Origin of the sequence: Collinsella sp. zg1085, assembly GCF_018889955.1 — a bacterium.
In the GTDB taxonomy this organism is placed as follows: domain Bacteria; phylum Actinomycetota; class Coriobacteriia; order Coriobacteriales; family Coriobacteriaceae; genus Collinsella.
On record NZ_CP076545.1, the window covers coordinates 1626557 to 1646700 of the forward strand.

3 protein-coding genes and 1 other RNA gene are annotated in these 20144 nt (G+C 48.3%); 1 reads left to right on the forward strand and 3 read right to left on the reverse strand.

From position 1 onward, the window contains the following. Positions 1 to 191: 191 nt before the first annotated feature. The 3 genes from KPC83_RS06900 to ffs all read right to left on the reverse strand — a co-directional run bounded on the left by KPC83_RS06900 (position 192) and on the right by ffs (position 18564). Entirely contained in the window at positions 192 to 17648 is a 17457-nt protein-coding gene (locus KPC83_RS06900; RefSeq protein ID WP_216278516.1) for a Cna B-type domain-containing protein, read from the reverse strand. A gap of 35 nt (positions 17649 to 17683) precedes the next feature. Continuing rightward, complete coding sequence (locus KPC83_RS06905) at positions 17684 to 18118, reverse strand: hypothetical protein (protein ID WP_216278517.1); 435 nt, start codon at positions 18116 to 18118, stop codon at positions 17684 to 17686. A 350-nt stretch (positions 18119 to 18468) separates the two neighbouring features. Then, positions 18469 to 18564: signal recognition particle sRNA small type (gene ffs / locus KPC83_RS06910), an RNA gene on the reverse strand. 326 nt (positions 18565 to 18890) lie between these two features. Between ffs and KPC83_RS06915 the strand changes: the two genes are divergently transcribed. Continuing rightward, positions 18891 to 20141 carry an ATP-binding protein gene (locus KPC83_RS06915; protein ID WP_216278518.1) on the forward strand — a complete coding sequence of 417 codons (1251 nt, stop codon included), beginning with the start codon at positions 18891 to 18893 and terminating at the stop codon, positions 20139 to 20141. Positions 20142 to 20144 lie beyond the last annotated feature (3 nt).

The following is a 20144-nucleotide window of genomic DNA, read 5'->3' on the forward strand; positions in this document are numbered from 1 at the left end:
CCCCCCCACTTACAGCGTTACCAGCGCTCACTGTCTCGCTAGAAAAGCCTACTTTCACACTTGTTTGTTTCATATATCTAGCTCAATACCGCTATTTATATATATGCCACTATAATAGAAAATCCCTCGTTTCCTATCGAAACGAGGGATTTCACTACACAACTATATTTGTGCATTTTACGCTTGCGCGTTTATTTTTTGCGCTTAAGCTTACGCATCCGCTCGCCTGCAATAAATGCAAATCCAGCTAGGCTGCTCATGGCAACACCCATCAGCGCGGTCAGGTCACCCGTACGCGGCAAGGTCTTGCGAATCTTTCGCGTCTTACGATGCGTGCCCGTTGATGGCGGAGCTACGTAGGTATTGGTAACCGTTAAGCCTTCCTCAGCCTTGCGATAATTCTCAGGAACAAAGCTGTTACCTGCAGCATCAACCTCACGTACCAAGAAGGTGTAAACATTGCCACGCTCATCGGTTTGATCCAAACCAACCCAAGCTACCTCAGTTGTGCCGTTGGTGAGTTGCTGAATAGCTGCCTGACTCGTTGGAACTGCCTCAGGCTTGCCGCCCTCTACCTGACGATAGAGACGCAGCCAGATGGTTGGGTGCTCAGCTAGGGCATCTTTCCATACCTTATTGGCCTTTGCCATGCCCATATTAGGCACCACGTAGGTATTGGTTACCGCAAGTCCATTCTCTGTCTTGACGTATTGCTCAGGTACAAAATCGTTACCCTCAGCATCAACCTCACGCACTGAGAAGCTGTACTCGTTGCCGTTGATGTCGGTTTGAGTAAGACCAGTCCAGCTTGCCTCGGTAGTGCCATTGGCGAGTTCACGCAGCGGTGCTTCGTCCGTAGGCACTTCTTCTGGGTCGCTGCCTTCTACCTGGCGATAGAGCTTGAACCAAACAGTTGGGTGAGTAGCTGGACCGTTGACCCATTCTTTGGTAGCTGTTGCTTCTCCCCGTGTGGGAGCAACATAGGTGTTGGTAACCGTTAAGCCGTCCTCAGACATAGTCATAGCGTAGCTGGCGGGTACTGCATCGTTACCATCGGCATCAGTCTCACGCACAGTAAAGGTGTAGGCGTTGCCATACTCATCAGTCTGGGTTAAGTGCGTCCACGACACCTCAGTAATGCCATTTGAAAGCTTCTTGATAGGAGCTTCCTCAGTGGGTACTGCCTCTGGTTGTCCATCCTCGATTGCACGGAAGAGCTTGAACCAGACGGTTGGGTGGGCGGCTGGACCGTTGACCCAGGCTTTGGTAGCTGTTGCTTCGCCTTGAGTAGGAGCAACATAGGTGTTGGTAACCGTTAAGCCGTCCTTAGATACCGTTCCGGTGTAGTTCTCTGGGGTGAAATCGTCACCCTGCTCATCTACTTCCTTAACCGAGAAGATATACACGTTACCGTTAATGTCGGTCTTAGAAAGACCTGTCCAGCTGACTTCGGTGGTACCGTTCTCCAGCTTCTTGATAGGTGCTTCCTCAGTAGGTACTGCTTCTAGCTGTCCGCCTTCAATGGCACGGAAGAGCTTGAACCAGACGGTTGGGTGGGTGGCAGGACCGTTAACCCACGCCTTGTGTGCAGTTGCCTCGGCAGTCTTTGGAATGACATAGGTATTAGTTACCGTCAGACCATCATTAGAAGTCTCTGCTGTGTAGTTCTCTGGAGTGAAATCAGCGCCCTGTTCGTCTACCTCTTTTACGGTAAAGGTATAGGCGTTGCCAAACTCATCAGTCTGGGTTAGATGCGTCCACGATACCTCAGTAGAACCGTTCTCCAACTTCTTGATAGGTGCTTCCTCAGTAGGTACTGCTTCTGGCTGTCCGCCTTCGATTGCGCGGAAGAGCTTGAACCAGACGGTTGGGTGCTCGGCAGGACCGTTTACCCAAGTCTTATGGGCTGTAGCCTCACCTTGTTTAGGAGCAACGTAGGTGTTGGTAACCGTTAAGCCGTCCTCAGACATAGACAGGGCGTAGTTGGTTGGCACCGCATCGTTACCATCAGCATTAGTTTCATGTACCGAGAAGGTATACACGTTACCGTTAATGTCAGTCTTAGAAAGACCTGTCCAGCTGACTTCGGTGGTACCGTTCTCCAGCTTCTTGATAGGTGCTTCCTCAGTAGGTACTGCTTCTAGCTGTCCGCCTTCAATGGCACGGAAGAGCTTGAACCAGACGGTTGGGTGGGTGGCAGGACCGTTAACCCACGCCTTGTGTGCAGTTGCCTCGGCAGTCTTTGGAATGACATAGGTATTAGTTACCGTCAGACCATCATTAGAAGTCTCTGCTGTGTAGTTCTCTGGAGTGAAATCAGCGCCCTGTTCGTCTACCTCTTTTACGGTAAAGGTATAGGCGTTGCCAAACTCATCAGTCTGGGTTAGATGCGTCCACGATACCTCAGTAGAACCGTTCTCCAACTTCTTGATAGGTGCTTCCTCAGTAGGTACTGCTTCTGGCTGTCCGCCTTCGATTGCGCGGAAGAGCTTGAACCAGACGGTTGGGTGCTCGGCAGGACCGTTTACCCAAGTCTTATGGGCTGTAGCCTCACCTTGTTTAGGAGCAACGTAGGTGTTGGTAACCGTTAAGCCGTCCTCAGACATAGACAGGGCGTAGTTGGTTGGCACCGCATCGTTACCATCAGCATTAGTTTCATGTACCGAGAAGGTATACACGTTACCGTTAATGTCAGTCTTAGAAAGACCTGTCCAGCTGACTTCGGTGGTGCCATTCTCCAGCTTCTTGATAGGTGCTTCCTCAGCAGGTACTGCTTCTAGCTGTCCGCCTTCAATGGCACGGAAGAGCTTGAACCAGACGGTTGGGTGGGTGTCAGGACCGTTAACCCAAGCTTTATGAGCGGTAGCCTCAGCGGTCTTAGGAATGACATAGCTGTTAGTGATAGTCAGACCATCATTAGAAGTCTCTGCCGTGTAATTCTCTGGGGTGAAGTCTGCGCCTTGCTCGTCTACTTCCTTAACCGAGAAGGTATAGGCGTTGCCATTGATGTCAGTCTTGGAAAGACCTGTCCAGCTGGCTTCAGTGGTACCGTTTTCCAGCTTCTTGATTGGCGCTTCCTCAGCAGGTACTGCCTCTGGTTGTCCACCCTCAATTGCGCGGAAGAGCTTGAACCAGACGGTCGGGTGGATGGCGGGACCATTGACCCAAGTCTTGTGTGCAGTTGCCTCAGCGGTCTTAGGAATGACATAGGTGTTAGTTACCGTCAGACCGTCATTAGAAGTCTCTGCTGTGTAGTTCTCCGGCGTAAAGTCTACGCCTTGATCGTTAACCTCATGTACAGAGAATGTATAGGCGTTGCCATTGATGTCAGTCTTGGAAAGACCTGTCCAGCTGACTTCGGTGGTACCGTTTTCCAGCTTCTTGATAGGAGCTTCCTCAGTAGGTACTGCTTCTGGCTGTCCACCTTCTACCTGACGATACAGTTTGAACCATACCGCTGGGTGCTCGGCAGGGCCATTAACCCACGCTTTATGAGCAGTGGCTTCAGCGGTCTTAGGAATGACATAGGTATTAGTTACCGTCAAACCATCAACAGAAGTTTCCGCTGTGTAGTTCTCTGGCGTAAAGTCTGCGCCTTGCTCGTTTACTTCCTTAACCGAGAAGGTATAGGCGTTACCGTTAATGTCGGTCTGAGACAAATTGTTCCAAAGCACCTGTGTAGTGCCATTCTCCAGCTTCTGGATTGGAGCTTCTGCAGCAGGCACCTCTTCAAGCTCACCACCAGCAATCTGGCGATACAGCTTGAACCAAACCGTTGGATGCTCGGCCGGACCGTTGACCCAGGCTTTGGTAGCAGTCGCTTCTCCCTGCGTTGGAATGACATACGTATTAGTTACTGTCAGACCATCGGCAGATACTGAACCGGTGTAATTTGTCGGTGTAAAGTCTGCGCCTTGCTCGTTAACCTCATGCACCATGAAGGTATACGGATTGCCATTGATGTCGGTCTGGGTAAGACCGGTCCACAAAACCTCAGTAGTACCGTTCTCTAGTTTGCGCAACGGTGCTTCTGAAGTGGGTACTTCCTCAGGCTGTGCGCCCGCAATCATGCGATAAAGCTTAAACCAGACATCGGGATGCGTAGCAGGGCCGTTGACCCAAACCTTAGAGGCGCTCACTCGACCTGCAGTAGGAGGCACATAGGTATTAGTTACTGTCAAACCGTCATTAGAAGTCTCTGCTGTGTAGTTCTCTGGGGTGAAGTCAGAACCCTGTTCATCTACTTCTTTTACGGTAAAGGTGTAGGCGTTGCCGTTGATGTCAGTCTTGGAAAGACCTGTCCAGCTGGCTTCAGTGGTACCGTTTTCCAGCTTCTTGATTGGCGCTTCCTCAGCAGGTACTGCCTCTGGTTGTCCACCCTCAATTGCGCGGAAGAGCTTGAACCAGACGGTCGGGTGGATGGCGGGACCATTGACCCAAGTCTTGTGTGCAGTTGCCTCAGCGGTCTTAGGAATGACATAGGTGTTAGTTACCGTCAGACCGTCATTAGAAGTCTCTGCTGTGTAGTTCTCCGGCGTAAAGTCTACGCCTTGATCGTTAACCTCATGTACAGAGAATGTATAGGCGTTGCCATTGATGTCAGTCTTGGAAAGACCTGTCCAGCTGACTTCGGTGGTACCGTTTTCCAGCTTCTTGATAGGAGCTTCCTCAGTAGGTACTGCTTCTGGCTGTCCACCTTCTACCTGACGATACAGTTTGAACCATACCGCTGGGTGCTCGGCAGGGCCATTAACCCACGCTTTATGAGCAGTGGCTTCAGCGGTCTTAGGAATGACATAGGTATTAGTTACCGTCAAACCATCAACAGAAGTTTCCGCTGTGTAGTTCTCTGGCGTAAAGTCTGCGCCTTGCTCGTTTACTTCCTTAACCGAGAAGGTATAGGCATTACCGTTAATGTCGGTCTGAGACAGATTGTTCCAAAGCACCTGTGTAGTGCCATTCTCCAGCTTCTGGATTGGAGCTTCTGCAGCAGGCACCTCTTCAAGCTCACTACCAGCAATCTGGCGATACAGCTTGAACCAGACAGCTGGGTGCTCGGCAGGGCCGTTGACCCAAGCTTTGGTAGCACGAGCAGAACCACGGTTAGGAATCTCGTAGGTATTGGTTACCTTAAGTCCGTTTTCTGTCTTGATGTAGTGCTCGGGCGTAAAGTCGGCACCGTTAGCATCAACCTCTTGAACGCTGTACTCATAGGTTCTGCCTTCAATATCCGTCTTTTCAAGATTAGCCCAGCTCGCCTCTGTAGTGCCATTTTCCAGCTTCTTAATAGGAGCTTTGTTGGTATCAACTTCCTCCAGTTGCCCGCCTTCGACCTTGCGGAAGAGCTTAAACCAGACATCGGGATGCGTGGCAGGACCATTGACCCAAGTCTTAATAGCCTTGACCTCAATAGTTGGCACTACATAGGTATTGGTAACAGTCAAACCATCTTCAAGCTTAGTAAAGTTTTCTGGTTGTGTTGGGTCACCATGCTCGTCTACCTCTCTTACAGAGAAGGTGTAGGCGTTACCGTTAATGTCGGTCTGAGACAGATTGTTCCAGCTTGTCTCGGTAGTACCCACCGTCAGCTGATGCAATGGCGCCTCCGCGGAAGGAACAGCCTCGGGCTGCCCACCCTCAATCTGGCGATACAGACGCAGCCAAATATCACTTTGTACCGTCGAACCATTAACCCAAGTCTTAGTAGCCCGTGCCTCACCATTCTTAGGAATGACGTAGGTGTTAGTTACCGTTAGGCCGTTATCAGAAACAGCACTCGTGTAATTAGTCGGCGTAAAGTCATCGCCCTGCTCATTGACCTCGTGCACAGAATACTGATAGGTCTTGCCGCTTGGGTCAGTGGTGGGCATTGCCGACCAAGTTGCCTCTGTAGTGCCGTTTTCCAGCTTTTTAATAGCTGCTTCTGCACTTGGCACTGCCTCAGGATCGCTGCCTTCAATCTTACGGAAGAGCTTGAACCAAACAGCTGGGTGCTCGCTAGGACCGTTAACCCAAGTCTTCGTGGCAGATACATCTGCGGTTGGCGATACATAGGTGTTGGTGACACCAAGACCATTCTCAGTCTTTTTGTAGTTAGCAGGAACTGCGTCTGAGCCTTGAGCGTCTACCTCTTTTACTGAGTAGGTGTAGGTATTACCACTTGCATCAGTTGTTGGCAGAGCAGACCAGCTCACACTTGTTGTGCCCTGTGGCAGCTCTTTTATCTCTGCATCATCTACTGCCTCAGCATTTCCACCGGTGATAGCACGGAAGAGCTTGAAGTAGGTAGTTGGGCGGTCACCGAGCGCCTCGCCACCAACCCAGGTCTTGGTAGCAGATACATCTGCGGTAGGTGAGGTGTAGGTATTGGTAACACTCAAGCCACTTTCTACCTTGTTGTAGTTAGTAGGAGCAGCAGGGGTTCCGTGTGAGTCAACTTCTTGCACTGAGTAGGTATAGACATTGCCGTGCTCGTCGTGAGTAGGAAGTGCTTGCCAGCTAACCTCAGTGGTGCCATTTGGCAACTCTTTAGTTTCAGCATTAGCTACTGCTTCTGCGTCTCCGTTTGGAATAGAGCGGAAGAGTTTGAAGTAGGTTGTTGGACGGTCACCCAACGCCTCGCCACCAACCCAGGTCTTGGTGGCAGATACATCTGCGGTTGGCGATACATAGGTGTTGGTGACACCAAGACCATTCTCAGTCTTTTTGTAGTTAGCAGGAACTGCGTCTGAGCCTTGAGCGTCTACCTCTTTTACTGAGTAGGTGTAGGTATTACCACTTGCATCAGTTGTTGGCAGAGCAGACCAGCTCACACTTGTTGTGCCCTGTGGCAGCTCTTTTATCTCTGCATCATCTACTGCCTCGGCATTTCCACCGGTAACGGCACGGAAGAGCTTGAAGTAGGTAGTTGGGCGGTCACCGAGCGCCTCGCCACCAACCCAGGTCTTGGTAGCAGATACATCTGCGGTAGGTGAGGTGTAGGTATTGGTGACACTCAAGCCACTTTCTACCTTGTTGTAGTTAGCAGGAGCAGCAGGGGTTCCGTGTGAGTCAACTTCTTGCACTGAGTAGGTATAGACATTGCCGTGCTCGTCGTGAGTAGGCAGTGCTTGCCAGCTAACCTCAGTGGTGCCGTTTGGCAACTCTTTAGTTTCAGCATTAGCTACTGCTTCTGCGTCTCCGTTTGGAATAGAGCGGAAGAGTTTGAAGTAGGTTGTTGGACGGTCACCCAACGCCTCGCCACCAACCCAAGTCTTCGTGGCAGATACATCTGCGGTTGGCGATACATAGGTGTTAGTGACACCAAGACCATTCTCAGTCTTTTTGTAGTTGGTAGGAACTGCGTCTGAGCCCTGAGCGTCTACCTCTTTCACTGAGTAGGTGTAGGTATTACCACTAGCATCAGTTGTTGGGAGAGCAGACCAACTCACACTTGTTGTGCCGTGTGGCAGCTCTTTTATCTCTGCATCATCCACTGCCTCGGCATTTCCACCGGTGATAGCACGGAAGAGTTTGAAATAGGTTGTTGGGCGGTCACCCAATGCCTCTCCACCAACCCAAGTCTTCGTAGCAGATACATCTGCGGTAGGTGAGGTGTAGGTATTGGTGACACTCAAGCCACTTTCTACCTTGTTGTAGTTAGCAGGAGCAGCAGGGGTTCCGTGTTCATCGACCTCAAGTACCGAATAGGTATACAAGTTGCCGCTTGCATCAGTTGTTGGCATATTTGCCCACTCTACTGATGTCGTACCATTCGGCAACTCCTTGAGTTCTGCACCATCAACAGCCACCGCATCAGCTGCACCACCAGCTCGGAACAGCTTGAAGTACGTGGTCGGGCGACCGCCCAGTGCTTCACCGCCAGTCCAAATCTTAGTAGCGCGCACGCTTGATGTCGGTGATACATAGGTATTGGTTACTGCAAGACCGCTCTCAACCTTCTCGTAATTGGTGGGCGTTGCAGGTGCGCCATGCTCATCCACTTCTTGCACTGAGTAGGTATAGGCGTTGCCATGCTCGTCGTTAACAGGCATCTGTGCCCAAGTTACTGACGTTGTCCCGTTTGGCAGTTCCTTAATGTCTGCACCTTCAACAGCTACTGCGTCAGCTCCGCCAACAGCACGGAACAGCTTAAAGTGGGTTGTTGGGCGGTCACCCAATGCCTCGCCACCAACCCAAGTCTTGGTAGCAGATACATCTGCGGTAGGTGAGGTGTAGGTGTTTGTTACCGAAAGACCATTCTCATCCTTGGTGTAATCGTTAGGCGTTGCATCTGCACCCTGTGCATCTACCTCTCGTACAGAATAGGTATAGGCAACACCGGTGGCATCAGTCTTAGGCAAAGCGTTCCATACAACCGAGCTTGTACCATTGGACAGCTCTTTAATATCAGCACCAGCCACCGCCTCTGCAGCACCATCACCCAAAGCACGGAAGAGCTTAAAGTAAACCGTCGGACGGTCACCGAGCGCCTCGCCACCACTCCAAGTCTTAGTAGCTGTTACATCAGCGACGGCAGGTGTGTAGGTATTAACAATGTTGAACTGACGGAGTGTTGTGTTGCTGTTTGCAGCATCAAGTGTCACGTTTGCGCTATAGCTGTCTGCACCCGCACCCTCAATCTGTTCTTCTACCTCGTAGCGCCAAGGCTTCCATGCCCGTGCCGTTGCGTCATAGTAATCATAATCCAGACCCGTCCACTCAGCAGAAAGCGTTAACGCAGCTTCGCCATCTACACGTGTCATAGCCTTTGCGTCGCCAACAGTCTCTTTCTCATTTGCCTCGTTATAACGAGTGAGCACCGCCTTAAAGCTCGGCAGCGGATTAAGCGCTGTACCGCCATTAAAAGTCTTTTTCACCTTAACGGTTACCGGAGTTGGCTCAACGCGCTCATTAACCACAGTCAGAGGCATAGCAATAGCCTCACCATCAGGCTGGCGTACTACCTCGTATTCAATCTTTGGAGCACCGTTTTCAACAGCTAACACCGGCTTTACCGTCCATGAACCGGTAAAGCGCTGCCAGCCATTATCGGCACCATGCGGCACATCAGAGCTTGCACTAGATACATCTACCTCGGTCAGGCGATATACCTGTCCGGGAACCAGATGCGTAAAGCTCACCTGACCAGTCTGGTCAGAACTCTGCATAACAGGCTCAACATACACACCTGGCAAGAGCTCGCGCTCCATACGGAATTGCGCACCGATAATCGGGTGCTCTGCCTTGTCTTGCTTGCTAAAACTAAATGGTACTGGCGTTACGTGGTTAACCAGCTCAAGGCGAACCGTTGCCGACGAGTTAATTCGAACGGCAATGTTTTGATGCTCGTCGCTACGATAGCCTGGCAAGCTCCGCGTTTCGCTGAGCTTATATTCTTTACCTATAGTGAGGTCTGTAAAGCTCGCACTACCCTGTGCGTCAGTCTCTACCACACGGTCAGCCTCGTGATTGGCGCCCGTGCTTGGGTCTACCAGCGTAAACTGAACCCCCGACAACGCCATACTTCCTAGCTCGCCAAACTTAAGAAGCTCAAGGCGACCCTTAACCGGACGGTTATAGAAAGTGTAGGTTAGCTTGCCGTCAAACTGTCCCTGCCTGTTCAAACCAGGCAGGTCAATAATCTGCACCTCAGAGGTATCGGCTGTTGCATATCCATCAGGCGCGGTAATCTCTTTGATAGAGTAGGTCTTACTCATATCAAAATCGCGATACGCAAACTCAATCTCGCCCTCGGCGTTGGTTGTTGCCTGCTCAAGCGGCACACCTTCGCCTGCTGCGCCAGCATACAAACCAAAGACAGCACCCGGAAGCGCTTTGGATCGATTATCAGCATCAAACTTCTTAAGCTTGACGTGAATAGATGGGTTCATCGCTTCAAGACTGAAATATACCAGCGTGTCGTCACTTGTCTCAAAGCGGAACGGCTTAAAGCGCGCCACATAACCAACGGGTGACGTAAGCTCGCGTATCTCATAAACACGCGCAACCTGCCTATGCGGGCTCACTGAGGTATCGACACCAAAGTCTTCAAAGCTCAGCTGACCCGCATCATCGGTTGTCTGAGTTGCAATTTGTGTAAAGACCGGCTCCTGACCGTCAGCCGGCTTCTCGGCCTCAAACAAACCAAATACTGCACCTGGCAACAGGTTGTCATTCTCATCGGTCTTAATAAGGTCAACGCGGTTGGTGTTGCGCTCGGGGAAGTTAGGCATAACAGCATAGTTGTTACTGGATTGAACATCATTGACCCACACAACACCAGTGCGTTCAATGCGCACCTTAACGCGGTTATTTGTTGCCGCATTCTCATAGTTGCGCATGGTTGGAGGCACTGTTGGCTCAAAAATGTAGTAATCGCGCCCAATCTCAAGCTCTTTAAAGACTGCCTCACCGCGAGCGTTTGTTCTAGCAGCTTCAAGCACTGCTCCGCCCTTATCTTGCAGTTGCAGCTCAACGCCTGCCAAACGCCTACCCGAGTTGCGCGTAAGCTTATGGATTGGATTGTTTTGCTCTTTCAGGCTATAGATGCCAAGCTTGGCAACCAGCAAGTCGCCCTTATCGTTTTTGATGGAACCCAGGTTTATAACCGGCTTTTGCACACCGTTATTCTTAAACCTCACCGTAACGGGGTCAATAGGGTGCAAGGCACCACGCGGGTTAGTCTCGGTTAAGGTATACGGATATTCCTCACCAAAGAGCGGCAGATTCTCAAAGCGCACCAAACCGGTTTCGCTACTTAGAACAAAGCGCTTAACGTGATTTGGTCCTTTCGGTCCGCCCTCAAGGGTAAAGCCTGTTGAAGGAATGGGTAAACCAGTGGCATCAACCTTATAGAATTCAAGCGTGCCGGTGAGCGGCTCAATAGGCGTTGGCTTGTAGAGCTTTTGGTTAATAACCTCAACCTCTTTATAGTGGTTGGTGTCGTTGCGTAAATCTTCTCCGTTAACCAACGTATATTTATCAACAATCTTGTGACCCTCAGGTGAAGACACTTCTTCAATCACATAGTCGCGGTTCATCTTAAGCTCAGTAAACAATGCCACGCCCGAAGCGTTGGTGGTGAGCTCATCTACCTCGGCACCGTTGTGGGTAACGACAATCGGGTTCTTAAGCACCCTATAATCACCCAAGGTTGTAATAGCATCGTCTTCATCAAGGTCTTCGCGCGCTACTGCCCACAGACGGAACTTCGCCCCAGCAAGCGGCGTGTGGGTCTCGCCTGGCTTGAGCGGATCGCGGCTCAGCTTTTTCACCTGTAAGATACCGCGCTTTGAATACATCTCGGCCTCAACCGAGTTGCCCTCAATAAATAAACCAGTATTGCCTGAACGCTGTGCAAAGGTGTTATACATTTTGTCGCCATCAAACATATAATCTTCGTTTTTAGGCGCCTTCATATCAACGTAGAAATTGCGCGATGAATTACCCGGAACACTTCGACCAGGCTTGGCAATAATCTTAAATGCCGTTACCGCACCCCAGTCACCAATCTGATCGGCTGTAACCCAAAGTGATGTATCGCCAACAACCTCAGCGGCAGGGCGCCCTTTGAGCGTTGTTGAGTCAGCAGTGGTGTAGTACACATCATAGTCATCCGCATAGCCATCGCCAGAGCGAATAGGCCCTGTCATATGTGCTCGATCCTCTACCAGTGCGCCGCCTTTCTTACGGGCACTGATATCAGTATTGCGGTCAACGTAGACATCGTCCTCGTTTGCAACAACACGCGTGTCTTTGTTATAGGGCAAAACATCAAAAATCTGAACATCTTTCACAGTGCTTGACGTAGCGTTATTAACCTCCAACCGGTACTCAAAAGCCTCTTCAGATTCTAACCGCACAGAACGAGGCGACCAAAAAGGGGAACCCTTACGACGAATATACTTGAAGCCCTCAAGCTTTGCTCCCAAAAATACAGGGAACGATGCTGTAGCCGAAAGTACCGTTTTGTCGTCCTTAAAGAACTTAAACCCTGGCTTTGAACCTCCTGCTGACCAAGCAGAATCTCCCTGACCAGTCAGGTATGCCTCATTAACCACAGCGGTACTTGTCTCAAGATCGGTAGTGGTACGCGCAACCAGTGTCATAAACTTTTGCTCGGCTGCAACCATGTCCTCGCCACCCGGATTATATGAATCCGCCTTAACAACAACAGCCCAACGCCCCGTGTTCTCAAAATTCTCGATGTACTCATAGCTTGGATTAACAGCATTATCCAAGAAGTTTTGCGAATACTGAACCTCAACTGGCTCAACTGACTTGGGCAAGAGGTCCAAGAACTTAAAGGATTCAATGGTCGATTTTTCAGGCTTGGTAAACGATGTGCTCAAGTCGTAATAAAGCAGTTCGTTATAATCACGCACTTTCTCTGCATCGCGCAGTGTCTTTACCAAACTGTACCGACTCTCCCATGGAACAATTAAAATATACTCAGTGTCATCAGACCTACTTGCTGTCCACGGTGTTGTTCTATCGCTTGCGGTCCCATCCAATTCAAACGATGCTTTCGCATAGAAACGGTTAACAGCGGATAAACCACTGTCATTCGCACCAGCGCTCACAAAATGAGAATCGTCTGGATTAAGCAACCGGCTATATACCGGCATATCGATATATGTAGTAGTCACTGGAGTATTATCAACTTTACCTTCAAACTCAAGTTTGAAAGACTTGACCTTTTTACGAATAGCCTCTGGGAAATCAAAGCGGTCACCATAGACAGTTTGCTTCAGCAACACATTACCTGTCATATTGTCACCATCATAGACGGTGAGCTCACCTTTCTTAAAATCTTTTGGAATCTTGAAACCCGTGTAGTACATACGACTATCAAGTCCAAACTGATTGATAGCTAGGCGCTCAACATTACCGCCTTCCACCACCACGCGGGTTGCCCACACAAACTCTTCGTGACGATCCTCGTCATTATCTCTAAATGCATTTGCATAATGTCCGCCATACCTAGACTTAGATACAAAGGGCATACGGCCACTCACATTAAAATCTTTATTTTTGAAGTTATAACTCAAAAACTGAGAACGCGGGGTGTCTTGAACTGATGTCATCGACGAATTGGTGCCATAAAATGATGCATTGCGCACATATATATATGCACCCTGTTGGGGTACATTTGCAGGATCGGTGGGAGTAGAAAGGGTATAAGCCTTAATCGTGTCTTCAACCGATGAGTTCCTCTCATTTAACGGCTCTTCTTCCCAAACCGTATCTTTTCCTTTAAATTTTTTCTGTATTTCTTCATAGCTGCCGTTAAGTACACCGCGCCGGTCTACACCATACATAGTTCCACTCATACGATTTCTATAACGCGAATCAACTTTAGCACGCGGGAAGCGGAAATAGATGGGATGCACCGGAACGTCAAGGCTACTAGTACCACCTGTTGTATTGCTCAACTCTTCATCAAGTTCAACAGACTCGCCATCGGCACTAAGCTTCCAACCCGGACTCAACTCAGGCACAAATTTTGCCTTTAAATCGTTATGGACAACGCCATGTTCATCTTTACCAGTATAAGTTGGGATAATGTCTTTTAGCTTGATGCGGTTAATCTCACGGTACGTAGTATACCTATCAGAACTAGAAGTAACATAAGTAAATTTTATAGGCAGGTCAGTACCTTCTGCAATATAACCCTCAGGATCAGCCGCTCCCATGATTAAATCTTTATCTGTACTCTTATAAAATTGTCTACTATTTGCAAAACCCAGAAGTCCAATAGGCTCTGAGGTATCCGAGCTTTTAAGAATTTGATCATTCTGAACGAGGCGCGCTTTTCCTGTGAGGTCAAGTACAAATTGGTTCGGGGTTTCGCCTTTTTTAAACCTAAGGAACAAAGGAATCTCTAAAGAGGTACTCGAAGAAACTGGATCTTTCAGCTCAATCTTAACTTGGCCATTTTCTACCTTCCACGACTTTGCGTAACTTGCCATATTGCTTGGCCACGTAATATCTTCGGGAACATGACCGCCTGGAACAGGACTATTAAGGTCCAGTACCAGCCAAGCATTAGGTATGGTGCCCAAATCGCCACTGCTTTGAAGCCTCAACACGATTGGCATCTCAGAGCCCACACTAAACTGCTTGAGGCCATTTGGTTTTTGTGTATCAACCCTACCATTACCTGAGGCATGATTCACCGTTACCGTCACGGCATCGGGCTTAAAGTTTGGGTTTTGCCGATAAGAAATATCAATCGAGTTGGGTGTTTCGGTAACCGTCGCCGAGACAGCATCTGTTGATACCGGTTGATAAGCAGCTGTCTCTTTTGGAATAACCGTTACCCGCTCACCTATAGTTGCAACATGAGTGTTTGGTTCTGCAATAGGCTGACCGCTTCCCTCAAGCACATGGTTTATGCGAACAATGCTTGAATTAACGTGATGTCCTGCACCACCCGCAAGATTATGGGGGTTAACAAGATTATCTCCCTCATCGCGAACCATAACGCGAACGCGGCCGGGGGTTTCATTCCAACCCGGATTATTGTTGAGTACACCGCTTGGCAGCGTAGTTACACTTGTGGGCAACCTGAGATCAGTGAGCTTATTACCCGTAAAAGCCCCATCTCCAATAGTTGTTAAATGGCTATCGTTGGGAATAGTAACTGTGCTCAGCCTATTACTATTAAACGCTTTATCACCAAGTTTGGTAACAGCAGCGGGAATATCAACTGTACTGAGCTTATTAGCCCTAAAAGCCTCCCTATCTATATCCGTCAACGATTCCGGCAAAGTCAATGTTTCAATTAAATTGTTTCTAAACGCACCATCGCCAACAGACAAAACACCCTCGGGAATATGGACATCACTAAGCTGATTATTTTCAAATGCTCCTCTGCCAATACGCGTCGTGTTGGGTGCGAGCTCAAAATGAGAAATACGATTGTTAGAAAAGACTGATTCGGGAACTTCGGTAATACGTACGGGCAGCCGAACATCGGTTAAATGATTACTTGAAAATGCATCATAACCAAGATGGCCCAGCGAATCTTTAAGATTTATTTCACGCAAGTGATTATATTCAAACGCAGAAGATTCAATTCGCTCCACTGAAGCGGGAACGTCTAATTTACCAATCTTATTATTCGCAAACGCAGAATATTCAATTGTCTTAACCGTCGAGGGTAAATTGAGCTCTCTCAGATTCCTATTATTTTCAAATGCATGAGCATGTATATATAGTAGACCTTTTGGCAAATTCAAATGACTGATGTAATTATTTTTAAATGCAGCATAGCCAATACTTGTCACCTTTGAAGGAATATCAAGCCGCGTTAAATTGTTATTATTGAAAGTGTAATCTTTGATTTCAGTTACCGATTCAGGAATAGACACATCTTGAAGATATACGTTAGCGAATGCACCACTACCGAGTGACGTGAGACCTTCATTTAGCACAAGGTGCTTAATTATCATCTTAACTTTGGAACTTTCTCCGCCATAAAACGCACGTTCTCCAATACTGCGCAGGGTCGAAGGTGTCTCAAAGCGCTCCATCTCAAGCGCCGTACCGCTAAACGCATAATTCCCAATTGAGACAATACCTTCGTGCAAAGCAAGTGTTTTTAGGTTGTAGTTGTTATGAAACGCATAACTCCCAATTGAGGTTATAGTGCTTGGAATGTCAACTTTTTCAAAGCGATTGCCTTCGAAAGAACCACTGGCTAGCTCGGTTATATGGTTAGGAACAGAAAACTCACGCAAATGGTTATCCCTAAATGTACGAAAAGGAATTTTAGTGAGTGGGCTATTCCATGTAAACGACTCTATCAGGTTATTCTCAAATACGCTTTCACCCATCTCAGTCACCGAAGCAGGAATTTCTACATTCTTCAACTGATTGTTTTTGAATACCTCATTGCCTAAAGTTGTTAAGGTAGAAGGTAAGTCAATTGCTGTAAGGAGATTCCCTAGAAATGCAGCGTCTTCAATACTCTGCAGGCCATCATTAAAAGCAACATCTACAAGTTTATTGCGAACAAAAGCTTTACGTCCGACCTTCTTTAAGGTATTAGGGAAGGCAAGGGTTGCTAGTTCATTATCAGCAAAAGCTTCAGCACCAATAAACTCTAGACCTGGAGCAAAATCGATAGTTAAGAGTCGGTTTTCCTTAAAGGCTCGAACCCCGATGAATTTGACTGTGCTTGGTATACTCACCGATATAAGACGGTTTCCTCCAAAAGCATCGTCGTCGATAGTTGTCAATCCCTCATGCAGTTTAATCTCTGTGAGAGCGTTACTGTCAAATGCTTGTCGTTCAATTGAGGTTACTGACTCAGGAATATCAACCGAGGCAATACCTTGACCTATAAACGCAGATGCACCAATAGAACGAATGAGCGTTCCTTCAGGCGTTGTTGGGTTAAAGGACGGCAGCACCACATCTTTATTGGTTTTAATCTTTTCTTTACCGCTTTCCGAGAGTCCCGTAACGGTATCTCCATCATAGGTAAAGTCTTTCATCAACCAGCCTTTGCCGGTTTCGCGCTCCATAGGATCTAGTCCAACAAGCACCAAACGTGTAGCAGTTGCGCTGTTGCCCGACTGGTCGGTAACCGAATAAACAACTTGCATCTCACTGGGAGCACTTGTGTCAATGCGGTCTGGCTTAACCGTAATGCGATCAGTAATATCGTTACCCTGACCATCAGTTGCCGTAACGCCATCAAGCAGGTTATAGGTTCCGTCTACATTAATTTGGAGCACCGTCAAACCGTGAAACATAGGGTTGGTGGAGTTAGGCTTATAGGTAAGAATAACAGGGTTGTCTTTTGAATTTTGTGCAAGCGCTTCATTAGTGAATGCAAACGCGGGCGTATCTGCAACATACTTTGGCAGCACCGGCGGCACAATCTTGGCAGTATCGTTGCCCACAAACATGAGCTTGTCGCGCGTGGTTTCGCTATATGGATTGTTAGAAATCTCGCGCGGGCTCAGGATTGTTTCGTTGCTAACCGCGTCGATACCTTTCACCCACAGCGTAATAGGACGATAGATTGAACCAAAGTGACCACGCTCAACATCGGTTGATACTGCTGAGGCAGCTCCGCCGGTTAAAAATACATAGCGCTTGTTGTCATAGAAAGCGCCGACTCCAACTGTCTCGATAGCATCAGGCAAAACAAGCTCAGCAAGCTGGTTATCCTTAAAGGCGCTATCACCGATGGCTTTGAGTGAAGCAGGAAGATTCAGTGTTTCAAGGCGGTTACCTGAGAAGGCTGATGCTTTGATTTCTGTTAGGGCTGTATAGGATGCAAAATCAAGTGCGGCTATCTCGTTGTTCAAAAAAGCCTTGGCACCTATGGTCTTTAGAGCTACGGGGTCATTGGCTGTGGCAGGGTCTTCAGCTCCAGCAAGTTCTAAGCTTGAAAGCTTGTTGTAAGCAAAGGCTTCATCACCAAGGTCTGCTACCGTACGTGGCAACACAAGCTTGGTGAGGGCATTGAACGCGAAGGCACCCTCGCCGATGCTGACAAGACCATCGGGTAAGGTAAGCTCAGTAAGCTTTACACCGGTTTTGGCGAAGTCAAAGGCATGTTCTGCAATCGAAGTAACTGGATAGGTCTCGCCATCTTTGCTTAAGGTAGCGGGGATTTCAAGCGTGGTACTGCTCCCACGATACGCCACAATGCTCTGCTTGCTCTTAGAGTAAAGGAAGTCCCCTATTGACAGAATATCTGCATTGTTAATATCGGGGCCGTCGGCGGTGTCAGGAGAAGCAGGAGTATCGGCTGCTGAAGGCGCGCTATCTGTAGCAGAACGAAGGGTGGCGTTATTTGCAGGGGATGTGGGGCCTCTGTTGGGGTAGCTTGCGGGATGGCATCTTCTGCCTCTGTTGGCTGGGTGGTATTTGGCTCCTCGTTTGGCGAAGCCTCTGCGGGCTGGGTATTTGGCTCTTCGCTTGGCTGAGTGCTTGGCTGAGTACGAGTAGACTCTTCCTCAGCGGCAGCAGCGCTTTCGGCATATGCCACCAGCGGTGCCATCTGGGCAGTATAGGCACTCGCATAAAGCGATGCCGTCTCCAAGACAGGAGACAGCGACAGCAGCGATGCTAAAATTCCTATTCCGAACCCTTTGAGCCCTTCAAGCTTCCCCATACCAAACTCCCATTTCATCCCGAACAGCGCGCCTTCGCCGTCCATTGATTACGTATAGAATTACCGCTGAGCTTAAAAAACAGCAGTAACTGGTTCACTATAGTCTAGTAAAAAGTAATTAACAATAATTGCTCTTAATAATATTCTTGCTGGTACATGCTTATAAGCATGCATTTTTTACTGAACAGATTGCGCATCTTGTCTCTTTTTAAGGTCTCTCATGCCTGTGCACAATTGCCATATAGCACAACGAAAGCCCCCCCCCCCGATTATTTTTGCCTCGGTGGGGACTGTTGAACAAAATAAATCGCAGGTAGATAGTAGGGTTTTCAAAAAATAAAAGCCGTATCTGCTTGAAGGGAACGGATGCCCGCCAGAGGCTCCTTATGGCTGCTTCCTTCCGGATCTGACCAGATTCGGAACATAACGTCATCCGTACCCTTCAAGCCTATACGACTTGAAAACCAATAATAACGGTTATTATTCGAGGCGTCGAGTGGGCTTGCAATTCCATGAAAATGCTACTGTGCACACAACATATTCATATAATAACTGGATTTTTTGGACATCTGGGGTTCTAAAACCGTCACCAGTATATAGAGCCAGGTATGAGATTTAGCTACTTTTGTTGTATTCGTTACATTCGTTGCATGACAAAATGCAACGAATCACATTTTTGTTTCATTCGATGTACAACAAAAGAGCGCTTTCGTTGCATATTTGTTCTATCTTTTATATAGTTAATCAAGAAATTGCAACGAAAGGAATTCTCGTGCACGAATCTTCTCAGCTGGAGCTTAAGTCAGTATATGCAAAGAGTTTTCTTAAAACTGTTAGCGCATATGCAAACTTTCATGACGGTGAAGTCATATTTGGGGTTGACGACAATGGTCATAACATAGGGCTGGATTCGCTAGAAGAAACAGCCCTCAAAATTGAGCACGCTATCAACGATGCCATACTTCCGCGGCCACAGTTTGAAATTATAAAAGACCAGGATACACGCACCATTACCCTCAAAGTTTATCGAGGGCATAACGGTCCTTACTTGTACAAAGGACAGGCTTATAGACGAAGCGACACATCAACCGTTGCCATAGACAGGCTCGAACTTAACAGGCTTATTATCTTAAGCGAAAATTTAAGCTTTGACGCACTGCCCGCTCCCGACACCAACCTCAGTTTTCATGTGTTAGAAACCGCGCTTAAACAGCAACTTGGGGTTAATACCTTTGATGAAGACATACTTAAAACGCTTGGTCTTTTACAGCGCAACCAATTCAATCGAGCCGCCGCGCTGCTTGCCGATGAAAATAACTACCCCGGAATTGATATTGTGGTGTTTGGTGCTTCAATTAACGAAATTCGCGACCGCATCACCTCTGAAGGCAGCTCACTGCTAACTCAATTGCAGGTTGCCATGGATAGCTACGAGCGGCATCTCAGCATTGAGCGCATCGAGGGGGTGGTGCGTACAAGGGTTGACCTCATACCGCGTGAAGCGTATCGCGAAGCTGTTGCCAATGCGCTGGTACATCGCACGTGGGACCTTAATGCTCGCATTAGAATCAGTATCTTTCCCGACAAAGTTGAAATCTCCTCACCCGGGGGACTACCTGCCGATTTGTCTGAACGCGAGTATCTTAATGGGCGCGTCTCAATTCTTCGCAATCCAATTCTTGCTGACACGTTTTACCGTTTGGGAATCATCGAAAAGTTTGGAACTGGTGTTATCCGTATTCAAGCAGCATATAAAGAGGCTCAAGAGTCACCTCAATTTGAGGTAGAAGCACACTCAATAACGGTTGTTCTTCCTGTGCTGGGCTCAACTACCGAACTTTCCAAAGACGAGGCGCGAATGTTGCGCGCTATGGCATATGGCAAGGCTTACACACGCGCCGAACTCGACCAAGAGCTTGGTTTTGAAAAATCGAAGAGTATCCGCCTTATCAATGCACTTATAGAGCGCGGACTAGTTTTTGCTGATGGGAATACGCGGAGTCGCAGGTATCAGCGGGTATAACAG

Bases quoted from the DNA above. Each gene is read 5' to 3' on its own strand.
- KPC83_RS06905 (WP_216278517.1), bottom strand. From the start codon at position 18,118: ATGGGGAAGCTTGAAGGGCTCAAAGGGTTCGGAATAGGAATTTTAGCA.